11 protein-coding genes and 1 riboswitch are annotated in these 13,989 nt (G+C 33.0%); of the genes, 1 reads left to right on the top strand and 10 read right to left on the bottom strand.

What is annotated here, in order from left to right; translation table 11 throughout:
- Nucleotides 1–134 precede the first annotated feature (134 nt).
- On the top strand, nt 135–3,647 hold the full coding sequence (locus tag BN2665_RS25760; RefSeq protein ID WP_055669933.1) for a diguanylate cyclase: 3,513 nt from the start codon (nt 135–137) through the stop codon (nt 3,645–3,647).
- Between the two features lie 143 nt (nt 3,648–3,790).
- Here the strand turns inward: BN2665_RS25760 and kamE are convergent, their stop codons facing one another.
- The 10 genes from kamE to kal are packed head-to-tail and all read right to left on the bottom strand — an operon-like array spanning nt 3,791 to nt 13,612.
- Nucleotides 3,791–4,576, bottom strand: a complete 786-nt coding sequence (gene kamE, locus BN2665_RS25755) for a lysine 5,6-aminomutase subunit beta (RefSeq protein ID WP_055669932.1) — start codon at nt 4,574–4,576, stop codon at nt 3,791–3,793.
- A complete protein-coding gene (gene kamD / locus BN2665_RS25750) occupies nt 4,576–6,132 on the bottom strand; it encodes a lysine 5,6-aminomutase subunit alpha (protein WP_055669931.1) in 1,557 nt (518 codons plus the stop codon). Before kamD ends, kamE begins: the two co-directional genes overlap by 1 nt.
- Nucleotide 6,133: 1 nt before the next feature.
- The gene (kamC, locus tag BN2665_RS25745) at nt 6,134–7,609 is read right to left on the bottom strand and encodes a lysine 5,6-aminomutase reactivase ATPase KamC (protein ID WP_055669930.1); all 1,476 of its coding nucleotides are present in this window, start codon (nt 7,607–7,609) and stop codon (nt 6,134–6,136) included.
- Nucleotides 7,610–7,636: 27 nt separating this feature from the next.
- Nucleotides 7,637–8,665, bottom strand: coding sequence for a lysine 5,6-aminomutase reactivase subunit KamB (kamB, locus tag BN2665_RS25740; protein ID WP_055669929.1), 1,029 nt, complete (start codon nt 8,663–8,665; stop codon nt 7,637–7,639).
- Between the two features lie 13 nt (nt 8,666–8,678).
- A complete protein-coding gene (kamA, locus tag BN2665_RS25735; RefSeq protein ID WP_055669928.1) occupies nt 8,679–9,932 on the bottom strand; it encodes a lysine 2,3-aminomutase in 1,254 nt (417 codons plus the stop codon).
- A 19-nt stretch (nt 9,933–9,951) separates the two neighbouring features.
- Nucleotides 9,952–10,986: an L-erythro-3,5-diaminohexanoate dehydrogenase gene (kdd, locus tag BN2665_RS25730; RefSeq protein WP_055669927.1), complete on the bottom strand. Its 1,035-nt coding sequence runs from the start codon at nt 10,984–10,986 to the stop codon at nt 9,952–9,954.
- A 31-nt stretch (nt 10,987–11,017) separates the two neighbouring features.
- A complete protein-coding gene (locus tag BN2665_RS25725; protein ID WP_055669926.1) occupies nt 11,018–11,686 on the bottom strand; it encodes a 3-oxoacid CoA-transferase subunit B in 669 nt (222 codons plus the stop codon).
- A complete protein-coding gene (locus BN2665_RS25720; protein WP_055669925.1) occupies nt 11,683–12,342 on the bottom strand; it encodes a CoA transferase subunit A in 660 nt (219 codons plus the stop codon). The genes BN2665_RS25725 and BN2665_RS25720 overlap by 4 nt, the downstream gene beginning before the upstream one ends.
- A gap of 1 nt (nt 12,343) precedes the next feature.
- Nucleotides 12,344–13,171, bottom strand: coding sequence for a 3-keto-5-aminohexanoate cleavage enzyme (gene kce, locus BN2665_RS25715; protein WP_055669924.1), 828 nt, complete (start codon nt 13,169–13,171; stop codon nt 12,344–12,346).
- 60 nt (nt 13,172–13,231) lie between these two features.
- Nucleotides 13,232–13,612, bottom strand: coding sequence for a 3-aminobutyryl-CoA ammonia lyase (kal, locus tag BN2665_RS25710; protein WP_055669923.1), 381 nt, complete (start codon nt 13,610–13,612; stop codon nt 13,232–13,234).
- A 193-nt stretch (nt 13,613–13,805) separates the two neighbouring features.
- A riboswitch (Lysine riboswitch) is annotated at nt 13,806–13,986 on the bottom strand.
- Nucleotides 13,987–13,989 lie beyond the last annotated feature (3 nt).

Genomic DNA, 13,989 nt, shown 5'->3' with positions numbered 1-13,989 from the left:
TTTTGGAAATATAAAAAAGTAAGCTTAAAATATTGCAGTTATGATATATTATGATAATTTGTTATGATATAATATTATATGTTTTTATGCCTATTAATAATTAAAAGATTACTATAAAAGGGAGGTGTGACTATATGAAAGATATTAAACCTAAAAACTTATATTATGGAATTCTTTTATTAGTTACATTTCTAATGTTTTTTATAGGCTTAAAAAAATATGTTTTTAATCATAGCTCTTATATAGAAGCGAATAATGGTTTTTTAGATATAAGCTCTGTAGAATTGAATAGCAGATTTATTCAGCCCCTAGAAGGTCAGTGGAGACTTTACTCAGACAAGCTGCTAGAGCCTGGAATTTTATATAGTAATAAAGAAAATTACTTTTATTCTTATGTAAATTTCCCCAGCCGCTGGCAGAAGAAAGAAGGATTTTCTAGTGGTGAAGGATATGGAACTTTTGTATTAACAGTAAAAACTAAGGATTATCATAAAGTTAGAGGTCTTAGAATACCAGCTATAACAAGTGCTTTTAAGCTTTGGATAGATGATAAGCTTGTAGCAAGTAGTGGGATAGTAGGCACAAATTATTATGAAGAGATACCTAGGAGTTATGCAATAAATACATATTTTTATCAGAAAAAACAAGAGTTTAATATAATACTTCAGACTTCAAACTTTAATCATAAGATGGGTGGACTTTTAGAAAATATTGAATTTGGCAGTGATATAGCCATAAGTAATAGAGCTAAAATTAAGATATCATTGGAAGTATTTTTGGTGGGAGCTTTCTTTATAGTAGCCCTTTATAATTTTGCTTTATATAGCTTTAAAAAGAAGAATAAGTCAAATTTATATTTTGCTATTGTGAATATATTGATTGCTCTTAGAACTTTGCTAGCAGGGGAAAAGATTCTAGTAAATATTCAAGAAGCATTAAATTATGAATTATTTGTAAAATTGGAATATTTAACCTTGTGTCTAAGCGTAATTTTCTTTATAAAATTTTTCAGAAATTTATATTCTGATGAGTTTAGCCTGTGGTTTGATAAAACAAATACTATTATTTTATCTCTATATATTTCTATAATTATTTTTACTAAGGCAAGATTTTATTCCAACATACTAATATTGTATCAATATTATATCATATTAATAGCTGTTTATAGTTTATATTGTATAATCGTAGCCGCTATTAAAAAAAGAGAATTATCACTTTTTATATTATTAGGAGCTATTATATTTAGTTTTACGGTTTTAAATGATTTGCTGTATTATATGGGGTATATAAAATCAGAGCAATTATCTCATTTAGGTTTGTTTGTATTTATATCTATACAGACTTTCACGCTTTCTGTAAAATATACTAAAACCTTTTCTGATGTTGAATTTATGAGTGAGAGGCTATTGCTGATAGATAAATTGAAGGATGAGTTTATTGAAAATACATCTAATCAGCTAATAATTCCTTTAAGAGCAGTAAGAGAAGTTGTGGAATCTTCTATATTAAACTTTGATAAAGATAATATAGACGGACTACAAAAAAACTTAAAGCTTATTTCCTTTAGCACTAATAATCTTATAAATATTGTTAATAATCTTCATGATTTTTCAAAGATAAAAGGTAATGATATAGTACTAAACAAAAAGATAGTAGATATAAATCAAATCCTTGAGTTAGTTATGGATCTTTTAAATAGCAAGATAAAAGAAAAGAATATAAAGATAATAAACAATATATCAAAAGATATTGAATATATATATGTAGATGAAAATAGATTTACTAAAATCCTTATGGATGTAATTGAATACATGATAAAGGATATATCAAAGGAAGAATTAGAGATTTTCTGCACTAATATAGGAGATACTATGAGTATTCATATATTAAATAGGGATTCTATAAGAGACAAAAGAAATATAATTAATTTACTAAAACCTTTAAAAGATAATTTTGTTACGAATAACAACAAGGATTATGAAGAAATGACATTAGAAATTGCAAAATCCTTAATTTTCCTTCATGGAGGAGATATAAGATATAGTAAAGATGAAGTGGTCATATATATGCCTGTAGTTAAGGAGAAAGAAGAGGGTACTAGTAATATTTTAATGGATCTTTCGGAGGAATATTTAAACGTAGAAGCCATAGATCATTTTAATTTTAGCTCTAGGAGGGAAATTAATAAATCTGGAGAGTTTAAGATATTAATTGCAGATGATGATGAAATTAATGTACAAGTATTAATAAACCAACTTTCTTATGAAAACTACTCTTTAACTATTGTAAATAATGGCAGAGAAGTTATAAATCTTATTGAAAAGGAAGAAGCAAAATTTGATTTATTGATATTAGACTCAATGATGCCTAAGCTTTCTGGTTTTGAAGTATGTAAGCGGATAAGAAAAAAGTATTCACTATTTGATTTACCTGTGCTCATGCTTATGACTAAGAATAATGTTCAAGAGATTAGCCTTGGCTTTGAATTTGGAGCCAATGACTATATGATTAAACCCTTCTCTAGAGAGGAATTATTAGCAAGGACTAAAACTTTATTAACTTTGAAGGATGCAATACAGCACGCTATAATAAACGCTCATAATTTTGAATCTGAGAAGTATAGTAGAACCTTAGCAGAAAAGCTAAGAGAGATTACAGGGGTTATAAATTCTACCTTAGATTTAAAGGAGGTTATGACTAGGCTTCTTGAGAGCTTAAACAATATAGTGCCTTATAATAATGCCTGCGTTATGCTTAAAAGGGAAGATGGTTTATACATAATGGCTGCATGTAATTCCATAAGCTGTCAGGTAGATAGCGGGGAAAGGGTAGTCGGTGATAATAAATTACTTAATGAAATAATTGAGAAAAAACATCATATAGTTTTTGATAATCTTCAAGAACATATGGATGAATATGATAGAATAGAAGGCTGTGGCTGCTTTATAAAAGGTAGGAGCTGGATAGGTATACCACTAATATCTCATGACAATATTTTAGGAGTATTAGTCCTTGAGCATAGCGAAGCTAATATTTATCAAGATACAGAGGTAAACATGGCAATAGCCTTTGCTTCTCAAGCAAGTATAGCCATAGAAAATGCTAAGCTATTTGGTGAAATAAAGTTATTAGCAGTAACAGATCCTTTAAGCGGATTAAATAATAGAAGATACTTCTTTGAGTTAAGTGAAAAAACTTATGAAGAAGCAAAAAATGATAATAGACCATTATCAGTGATTATGTTGGATGTAGACCATTTTAAGAAGGTAAATGATAGATATGGTCATGATGTAGGGGACAATGTTTTAAAAGCTGTAGCAGATGTATGTAAGGGTAGTCTTAGAAAAGAGGATATATTAGGAAGATATGGCGGGGAAGAGTTCTGCATTACATTAAAAAATACAAATTTAAAGGAAGCAGAGCAGGTAGCTAGTAGAATAAGAACTTCCATTGAAAACCTTGAAATAGAGGTTAATGATGTAGTAGTAAAAATTACTGTTAGCCTAGGTATTAATGAGTTGAGAGACAATCATTTAGATTTTAGACAAATACTAAGAGAAGCGGATAATGCTCTATATGAAGCTAAAGAAAATGGAAGAAATAGAGTAGAGGTATTTAATGCACAATTCACAATGCACAATTCATAATAAAGGTAGATTTTTCTCCGTTACTCTACGAAAAATCTATAGTTATAATTATTATTAAAATTAAAGCTTACGGCTAAACACTTAGCGTAAGCTTTAATTGTATAATTATATAAATTTCATTCATTAAGCATTGTGAGCTGTAACTAAAGGTTTCTTTCGACTATTTCCGTTACTGCAAAGGTAGCTACGTCATCTGCATATTTTCCAGGGCCGAAGCCTGCATCATAGCCTAATTCTTTTGCCAATTCATGGGTTATTCTTGGGCCTCCGCATATAAGTACTACTTTATCTCTTATGCCTTCAGCCTCTAATAGCTCTACTAATTCTGTTAAGTTCTGAATGTGTATATTTTTTTGAGTTACTGTTTGAGAAACTAATAATACGTCAGCCTTTAGCTCGATGGCTTTTCTTATGAACTCTTCATTAGATACTTGGCTGCCTAAATTATAAGCTTCAATCATTTCATATCTCTCTAAGCCATAATGACCTGCATAACCCTTCATATTCATGATAGCGTCAATACCAACGGTATGAGCATCAGTACCGGTACTAGCACCTATTACTACAATCTCTCTTTTTATATACTCTTTTATATATTGATTAACTTCTTCCATAGACATGGTATCTATTTCAACAGCTTGCACATGAATAGATTCATAATCTACGGAATGAGCGATATTTCCGTAAACCACAAAAAAGGTAAAGTTTTCATCAAGGGCTCCATGATATGAAACAGAAGGATCCTCTAGACCCATTTTCTTGGCTAATAGCTTTGCTGCTTCTATACCTTTATCACCATCCGGTACAGGTAAGGTAAAACTTAGTTGAACCTTGCCGTCATTCATGGTGTCTCCATAGGGCTTAACCCTTGTTAAATCTAAAGTTTTATCAAATTCCTTCTTTTCTGTTGAATATAATCCTCCGCTCATTATTTATTACCTCCTAACATCAAGTCTATGAAGGGATTAAAATAATCTCTTGATTTTTCTACAACCCCACTTAAGCCTTTTCCGCCATCCGTAGGTCTTTTTATTCCGGCAAAAATTCCTTTTTCTAAGGTTCTAAATAGTCCTTCTCCTTCAATTTCGTGTAAAAGCTCACAAGCTTTATTTAGTACTTCATTGGCTCTTTCTTCCATGATACCGCCTTTTTTGAAGGTTATTTCACTACCTAAATCTTCCATAGTATTAAATATATATTTAGCATTTTCTATGGATAGAGCTCTATCAGACATAAAAGGGGTATGAATAGCTTCTGTTAGCATGCCGAGAAGGTGTATTCTTTGATTGGTAATGGCAGTTACTACATTGAATAGTGCGTCTTGTATATGTCCTTTAAAAATATTACCAGTCATAAATTTTGTAGGAGGCATGTATTTCAAAGGAGCTTTTGGGAAAATCTCTCTAGCCATTTGGGCTTGAGCTAGCTCGTACAAGAATCCATTCTTTAAATCTGGATGTATTTCAAAAGCATGGCCAAGTCCCATTTGTTCTTCTGGGAGACCTGCTAATAATGCAAATTGCTCGTTTATAAGCTGAGAAGCCAGTACTGTGTGAGCTTCTTCTACGGCATCAGCAGTGGTTAGATAATTATCTTCTCCAGTATTTATTATTACACCAGCAAAGCCATTGATTGCTCTAGAAAAAAATTGGTCTACAATGGTTCTTTTCATATTTATATCTCTAAAAAGTATGCCATACAATGCATCATTAAGCATTACATCTAGTCTTTCCATAGCACCTAAGGCTGCTATTTCAGGCATGCATAATCCAGAACAATAGTTACATAGTCTTATATATCTACCTAATTCTTCTCCAACTTCATCTAAGGCTTTTCTCATAAGCTTAAAGTTTTCTTGAGTAGCAAAGGTACCTCCGAAACCTTCAGTAGTAGCACCGTAAGGTACATAATCAAGTAGACTTTGGCCTGTAGTCCTTATTACAGCTATTACATCTGCACCTTGCCTTGCGGCAGCTCTTGCTTGAGTTATATCCTCATATATATTTCCAGTAGCTACTATTACATAGAGCAGAGGGCCAGATTTATCACCGTATTTTTTTAGAAATTCTTCTCTTTTATCTTTATTAGCTTTAATTTTATCAACGGTAGCTTTAGCTAAAGGCATAATAGTTGATTTTATTTCAAACAAGTCATTATTTTCAAGCTTTGTTAGGTCTAACTCCCCTTTAGAGATCTTTTCGGCTATTTGTTGAGGAGATAACCTTGTACTTATCATAGCATTACCTATAAAGTAGGCAGCGCCTAGAGATAGGGTATCATTTTTAACTAAGCTATCTACTAATATATTAGGTAGAGGAATCCCCATATCATCTACACCATCAATACCTAGTAATCTACAGACTGTTCTTTCTACAGCTACCGTGGTATGCAGATCAATGAATTCTTGAGTATCTAAGGCTATGTTCTTAGCATGCTGCCTAGCCTTGTGAACTATTTCAAAATTTAAATTTAACTTACTTTCCATACTATTCCTCCTTACTATAAAACCCTTGAGCTATATCTATAATATCTTGGTGTAGACCAAGTAATATACATATGTTAAGAGCATCCTTAGGCACCTTATCGTTAGATGATACCTGTTCTAATCTATAATCCATATGCTCTTGAATAATTTCTATGGAATGAGCCCTGTTAAGATTAATCTTATTTTTTAGCTCTTCAAAGTTAACATTTTTTAATCCTTTAACTTGGTAATGTACCATGGTTTCATCCACTACATTATCATAATGAGTGGAGATTAAGCTTATATTTTTTTGTGTATTAAGGTAATTGCATAGGGCTTTGACTAAAAAAGTTCCTTCCTTAGGGTTAGTGCCTCTTGCAAACTCATCTAGTGCTATAAATCCAGTTTTATTTTTAGAGTACTCTATAAAGTTTTTTAGATCTATTATTTCAGCTCCAAAGGTGCTTAAGCCTTGAGAAACTGATTGTAAGTCATCAGATATGAAATATATAAAATCTAAAATTGGTAGGGTAGCTTCTTCGCAGAACAAAAAGAATCCCATATGAGCTAGTAGTAAATTTAACACAACAGTTTTCATGGTGACACTTTTGCCGCCCATATTAGCTCCTGTTATAACAGAAACTCCTGAATTTATCTTTAAGGTTATGGGAGTGAAAGCCTTGCCTCTAGCCTCTAATATAAAGGATACTTCAGGATTAAAAGCCTCTTTAATATGAATCTTCGCCTCATCAGTTATTATAGGCTTTACAGCATTAAAATTAATAGCTAATTTTGCTTTAGCCATTAATAAATCAAGTTTAGCTATGGAGAGTATATTTTTTTCTAAAGTTAAGGCATGGCTATTTAGTTTTTTAGTAAGCTCTCTTCTTATTAAAAGTTCTTCCTCTTCCTCCATCACTACCCATCGCAGTCTTTCGCCTTTTAAGTTCATGGCCTTTTCTGCACTAGGACACAATAATATTTGTTCCTCTAGCTTTCTTTTATGGGCTCTAATTTCTTCAAGTTTTTTCGAATAGCTTTCGTATATGTAAAAAGTAGATATCCTTTTTTTATCTGGATCTAAAATATCTATGACTTCTTTTAGCGATGTGAACTTGATACCTTTGATAAGAGTAACTCTTTGAAGCTCTGAAAATAAAACACAAATTTCTTCACATATAAGAGAGAAGGTTTTTACTTCAAAAAGTTCTACATCATCTAAGGTATTAATATTAATAATTCTTTTTATAGAATTTTTTATATCCTTTACTTTATTGAAGAGTCTTTCTATATTTTTATATAGACTTTTATGTGTATTATAATTTTGAAGAATTAAATCTATATTATTTAGTTCCTCTAAAAGATTTTGTTTTTCTTGAGCTTTGTAAGGTCTTAAATTTTTCTTAAGGTCAACACCAAAGGGGGTGATGACTTCTAATTTGTCTAAGATAAAGTTAAAGCCTACCTGTTCTCTTTGTTGTTTATCTAAAAAATACATTTAATCACCCCGATTTCTTTGTGTACACTATTGTAAAATATCATATACAGGCAATTCTATAGAGCTTTGGAGTTTGTTTAAAAGCTCGTGCTTGTTAAACTCATAGCCAAAAGGTGACTTTGGATTACAGGTTAAGCATAATAGGTTTATTGGACTTATTACCTGAATATTTCCGCCCTTAGCTTTAAAAATATCTAGAGTTTCCTTCTCTAAAAATAATTTAGTTCCATCCTCTGCAATAAAAGTTATATTCTTATATTTATTGGTAGTATTGATAAAATCTTTAAGAAGCTTATCAGATAATATTCCCTTTAGATATATATAGGATACTCTATCATTGATATTTTCAATAATATCCTTAGAAGAGTTAAGGGAAGTAACATTATTTAGTGACTTTATAGTGTAATCTTTATATATTATATTTATTCTTTGCTCCTCTAAGGTGCTTTTACAAAGTTCAATAAGTCTATTATCCTTAACTTCATCAGCAGACAGTAGATTTACAGAGTGTTTAGTTTTTTCTACTACCATATCTATATTTTTTGATAGAGAGGCTCCTGTAGACAATATGGTGGCTTCTGTTATAGAAGGAGATGCAAAGGTTTTTCTGCTGAGGGCTCCATCTACTAGTACAAGGTTGCAGCCTAAGTGGCTAAGTTCCTTAACTATTCTAGACATATGCCTGTTTACAGAAGGGCCACCAAGATCCACATAGCCATCGCTTAAGGCTCTTAGTATTATTACTTCTCCTAGAGCTGTATGTATTCCGGTAGTTTGAAGAACTTCCTTTGTTATATCACAGTTTTTTATACAATCCTTAGCAGTGGCTATGATAGTATCTTTTCTAACATATATTCTAGGTTTTTTAGTAGATGTAACTAAATCTAATTCCTCCCCATCTCTTCCAATAGAAGTTATACCAAGAGGGAGATTATCCCTCTTGGCATTTTGAATTAAATGATTCAATACAGTAGTTTTACCTGCGTTTTTATCCATACCAATAATAGAAATGCTTTTATAGCCTTGGATAAGCTCTGTGATAGCGGTGTTATACATTTTAGTGTCTCCTTTATTTATTAAGAGCTCTTTGTTTTCTTGGCAAAGATTCAGGCTCTAAAGCAATTTGATTTCCCTGTATAAGCCCTGCTACCCCAGTTAACTTATACTCTTTCTCACCTTTGCAGATTTCACAGTTGCAGCCAGGAGTATAATCTGTAGGTTGAGTATAGGTAGTTATAACACCCTCAAAGTTTCTTAATATCACCTTATCATGGTTTTGAGATATCACGTAATCAGGCATTACTGGAATTTTTCCGCCTCCTCCAGGAGCATCTACTACAAAGGTAGGAACACAGTAGCCTGAAGTATGTCCTCTGAGGCCTTCAATTATTTCAATACCCTTTGATACGGGAGTTCTAAAATGTTCTAGTCCCATGGATAAGTCACATTGATATATATAATAAGGTCTAACCCTTATTTTAACTAAATTATGAACAAGCTCTCTCATTACATGAACACAATCATTTACTCCTCTCAAAAGCACAGATTGGTTACCTAAAGGAATTCCGCCATTAGCTAGTCTTTCACAAGCTTTCTTAGAATCCTCTGTAATTTCCTTTGGATGATTAAAATGAGTATTTAACCATATAGGATGATATTTCTTTAGCATGTTTACTAAATCTTCTGTAATTCTTTGAGGTAGAACTACAGGTATTCTTGAACCAATTCTTATTATTTCAACATGAGGAATAGCTCTTAATTTGCTTATAATATATTCTAACTTATCATCAGACATAAGTAAGGCATCTCCACCAGATAATAGAACATCTCTTATTTGAGGAGTCTTTGCTATATAGTCTATGGCTTTTTCTATTTGATCCATAGGAAGAGCCTTGTCATGGTGACCTGCAAATCTTCTTCTGGTGCAGTGCCTGCAATACATTGAGCATTGATCTGTTATAAGCAGTAAAACTCTATCAGGATACCTATGAGTAAGACCTCTTACAGGTGAGTCTGTATCTTCATGCAATGGATCCTCTAAATCTGCTAGGGATTTATGAAGTTCAGAGCCTGTAGGAATAGCTTGTTTTCTTATAGGATCATTTTGATCTTCTGGGTCTATAAGTGAAAGATAATAAGGAGTTATTGCCATTCTTAAAGTAGTTAGGCACTGCTTTACTCCTTCTTCTTCTTCTGGAGTAAGAGGTATATATTTTTTTAAATCTTCCAAGGTTTCAACTCTATTTTTAAGCTGCCATTTCCAGTCATTCCATTGTTCATCAGGGACATCTTTAAAAAGTTCAAAACGTCTGTTAACCTTCAATTTTATAGCCCTCCTGAGATTATATATACATTTTTTCGAAAATTTCTCTGAGTATTGCGCTTTCTCTTAGTTCTGCTAGGGTTATTTCCGCATGGTCTTTGGTGTAGCCATTACCCACTATCATGGTTACATCTTTTCCTATACCTTCAGCTCCTAAAGCTGCTTTAGTAAAGCTAGTAGCCATGGAGAAGAAGTAAACTATACCCTCATCTCTAACGGGTAGTATACAGGACATTTCAGTGCTTGGTATATTTACACAGCTAATGGACATGTCAACTTCTTTTCCGTTATTTGCTTCTAGGGTTTTATTTAATACATCCATTGGCTTAGTTGCGTCACTAATAATAGCTTTATGGCATAGTCCCCATTGGATTAAATTATCTGCTTGCTCTTGCTTTCTAACCATAGCAATAACTCTTCCTGTTGGACCAACTCTCTTCATAGCTTCATAACAGCAAAGCATTCCTGATTTTCCAGCAGCACCTAATATTAAAATGCTTTGACCAGGCTTAACAAGCTTTGCAGTTTGTGCTGGAGCACCAGCTACGTCAAGGGCAGCTAGAGCTAAAGTTTCAGACATATCCTCTGGAAGCTTTGCATAAATTCCGCTTTCAAATAATATAGCTTGACCTTTAATATCCACTCTATCAATATCTTTATGAACTGCTATAATTTCATCAATTCTTAGCGGTGTTAAAGATAAGGAAACTAGGGAAGCTATCTTGTCTCCTGGTTTTAAGTCTCTACCTTTTAAATCTTCACCTACCTCAGCCACAGTTCCGATGAACATTCCGCCAGAGCCTGTTACTGGGTTTTGCATTTTTCCTCTCTCTCCAACGATTTCTAATATTTTTGCCTTGATTTTTTCTACATCTCCCTTAGCTTCTTCTTCAATTTGAGTAAAGCTTGCGGAGTCTACATTTAAAGATTGAACATTAACTAATATTTCATTAGAGTATATTTCCATATCATTATCTATTTTATAAGCCGCTTGAGTTAAAACTCCTTGTGGCTCTATTACTCTATGAGTACCGTATTTACATCCTTTTTTCATAATTTATCCCCCTTATTATATATAAAAATTTTTAATCAGTTTCCATGAGCTTAACATCAGCAGGTATAATTAAATTTGCATCTGTTAAACTTAAAATTTCCTCTATAGTGGTGTCCTTGTGAATTTCTCTCAATATCAGTCCTTCAGAAGTAACTTCTAGTACACAGAGTTCAGTGACAATCATATTTACAGCGCCTTTAGCAGTTAAAGGAAGTGCGCATTTCTTTAATATTTTAGGTTCTCCCTTTCCTGTATGCTGCATAGCTATTATTACTTTTTTAGCACCTGTAACTAAATCCATAGCACCACCCATACCAGGAACCATTTTACCAGGGACAATCCAATTTGCTAGATTGCCTTCTTGATCCACTTCTAGGGCACCAAGTACGGTAATATCCACATGGCCTCCTCTTATTATGGTAAAAGACATGGAACTATCAAAGAAGCAGCCTTTAGGCAAAATCGTTACAAATTGTCCACCGGCATTAGTTATATATTTATCTTCGCTTCCAACTATAGCTGTGGGCCCCATTCCTACCATACCATTTTCTGATTGAAGTATTACATTAATGTGGGAAGGAATATAATTAGCCACCATGGTGGGAAGTCCAATTCCTAAGTTTACTAATTGGCCATCCTTTAGTTCTTTGGCAACTCTTTTTGCTATTATTTCTTTTGCTAGATTGTTATCCTTAATCATGCTTCCTCTACCTCCTTTACGATATAATCTACAAATACTCCAGGAGTGTGAACATGATCTGGATCTAATTCTCCCACCTTAACTATATTTTCTGCCTCAACTATTACGGTTTCAGCAGCGGTAGCAATAATTGGATTAAAGTTCTTAGTGGTACCCTTATAGAAGGTATTGCCAAATTCATCAACAATACTTCCCTTTATTATGGCTAGGTCAGCTTTTATGGGTAGTTCTACTAAGTACTCCTTATTATTTATTACTAATGTTTGCTTTCCTGAGGCTACTATAGTGCCTACTCCTGTAGGTGTTATAACAGCTCCTAGGCCAGCTCCACCTGCACGTATTCTTTCAATTAAGGTTCCTTGAGGTACAAGTTCTACCTCTACCTTACCTTCATTCATAAGTCTTCCTGTTTCAGGATTAGTGCCAATATGAGAGGCTATAACTTTTTTTACTTGACCATTGGCTACTAATCTTCCTATCCCGTAGTTCACATAGCTTGTGTCGTTTCCTATGATAGTAAGATCTTTTATATTTTGTTCTATTAAAAGATCCACAATCTTGTGAGGAGTTCCACAACCTAAAAATCCTCCAAATAGTATGGACATTCCGTCTTTGAAAAGATGCTTAATTTCATCTAATCTAAATAATTTGTTCATACTATAGAATCTCCCTTAAACCTAGAATTTGTCTTGCTTCTTTAGGAGTAGCTATGTCTCTTCCTAATTCTTTTGCTAATCTTACAACTTTTTCTACTAATTCTGAATTTGACTTTGCTAATACTCCTTTAGATAAGTAAACGTTATCTTCATAGCCCACTCTAACATGTCCACCCATAATTATAGCCATGGATGCCATAGGGAATTGACCTTTGCCTATTCCAGAAACCGTAAAGGTGCTTCCTTGAGGAATACTTTCTGCCATAAATACTAAATCCCTAGGGGTAGCTGAAATGCCTCCATTCACTCCTAACACAAAATTAAAATGCATTGGAGATTTTATATAGCCTTTTTTATTTAATCTTATGGCCATATCAATCATGCCCTTGTCAAAAACCTCTATTTCAGGTTTTATGTTTAAAGCAATCATCTTTTCTCCGAATTCTTTTATAGTATTTTCTGTATTTACAAAAATATCATCTCCACCAAAGTTGCAGGTACCGCAATCTAAGGTAGCCATTTCAGGATTTAAGGTTATAGGTTGTAATCTTTCTTCATTGCTCATGCCCACAGCACCGCCAGTGGAAGGCTGGATAATCACATCCGGACATCTTTCTTTTATTGCTTCCATGCAAAGCCTGAATCTTTCTTTATCTTGGGTGGGAGTACCGTCATCTAGCCTTACATGTAGATGTATAATACTAGCTCCTGCTTTGTAAGCAGCCTCGGCTTCTTTTGCAATTTCCTCTACAGTATAAGGAACACTAGGATTATGTTCCTTAGTAACCTCAGCACCACATATAGCAGCAGTTATTATAAGTTTATCCATAAATTCTTTCCTACCTTTCTCTAAATTTTATGTAGCATAATTCTATTTCATAGAAAGAATCTACTTTCTTTGTTTATTCTTTGGTACTACACAAGTCCCCCTGGCTCTGCAGACTATTATAGGCTCTTCTAATACATCACAAGCTGAATCATTTATATCTGGCCTAGGTATTATTACTTTTCTTGCTTCAAAGACCATCTTTCTTGAAGAATTACCACATTCAATAATTTCTCCCTCAGCTTCTATATAATCGCCAGCATATACTGGGGCTAAGAATTCTATACTATCATAAGCCCTGAATAGTCCTTCATCCCCGTCATTCCTAATTAAAAGTTCTGTAGCTACATCGCCAAAGAGTTGAAGCATTTTTGCACCGTCTACTAAATTTCCTCCATAGTGAGCATCGTGCATACTCATTCTCATTCTGATTAAAGCTTTCATAAAAACCTCCTCACAATAACATTGATAAAAATTTAACAATATCAGGCCTTTTTATTATAGATAATAGGTCACTTTGAAAAATTAGATGAAATTGAAATAAGATTAGAAAATAAAAAAGCACTGAATTTTCAGTGCTGGATATGCTACTTATTAAGTTACCAGCTATCCATGCAATGAAAAATTTACAATTCATTACATAAATAGCGCTCCAAGAAATGTGCTTGGCAAGGATAAAGATAAGTACTCCGTATCCCCAAGATAATATATAAGAACCTATAATATCTTTCGGCAAATAAATCCTTCATCTATAATATCGGAAGTTCATTTCCTTATCACTTAAAGATTACCCACTTATTTGCGCCTCTACTTATGCCACT

It is taken from the genome of Desnuesiella massiliensis, from assembly GCF_001403615.1.
Lineage (GTDB): Bacteria > Bacillota > Clostridia > Clostridiales > Clostridiaceae > Desnuesiella > Desnuesiella massiliensis.
This window is presented reverse-complemented; position numbering and strand designations above follow the sequence as displayed.

Coding starts and splice junctions, on each gene's coding strand:
- kamB (WP_055669929.1), bottom strand. CDS start 8,665: ATGTATAACACCGCTATCACAGAGCTTATCCAAGGCTATAAAAGCATT.
- kdd (WP_055669927.1), bottom strand. CDS start 10,986: ATGAAAAAAGGATGTAAATACGGTACTCATAGAGTAATAGAGCCACAA.
- kamE (WP_055669932.1), bottom strand. CDS start 4,576: ATGAGCGGAGGATTATATTCAACAGAAAAGAAGGAATTTGATAAAACT.
- BN2665_RS25725 (WP_055669926.1), bottom strand. CDS start 11,686: ATGATTAAGGATAACAATCTAGCAAAAGAAATAATAGCAAAAAGAGTT.
- kamC (WP_055669930.1), bottom strand. CDS start 7,609: ATGTATTTTTTAGATAAACAACAAAGAGAACAGGTAGGCTTTAACTTT.
- kal (WP_055669923.1), bottom strand. CDS start 13,612: ATGAAAGCTTTAATCAGAATGAGAATGAGTATGCACGATGCTCACTAT.
- kce (WP_055669924.1), bottom strand. CDS start 13,171: ATGGATAAACTTATAATAACTGCTGCTATATGTGGTGCTGAGGTTACT.
- kamD (WP_055669931.1), bottom strand. CDS start 6,132: ATGGAAAGTAAGTTAAATTTAAATTTTGAAATAGTTCACAAGGCTAGG.
- BN2665_RS25720 (WP_055669925.1), bottom strand. CDS start 12,342: ATGAACAAATTATTTAGATTAGATGAAATTAAGCATCTTTTCAAAGAC.
- BN2665_RS25760 (WP_055669933.1), top strand. CDS start 135: ATGAAAGATATTAAACCTAAAAACTTATATTATGGAATTCTTTTATTA.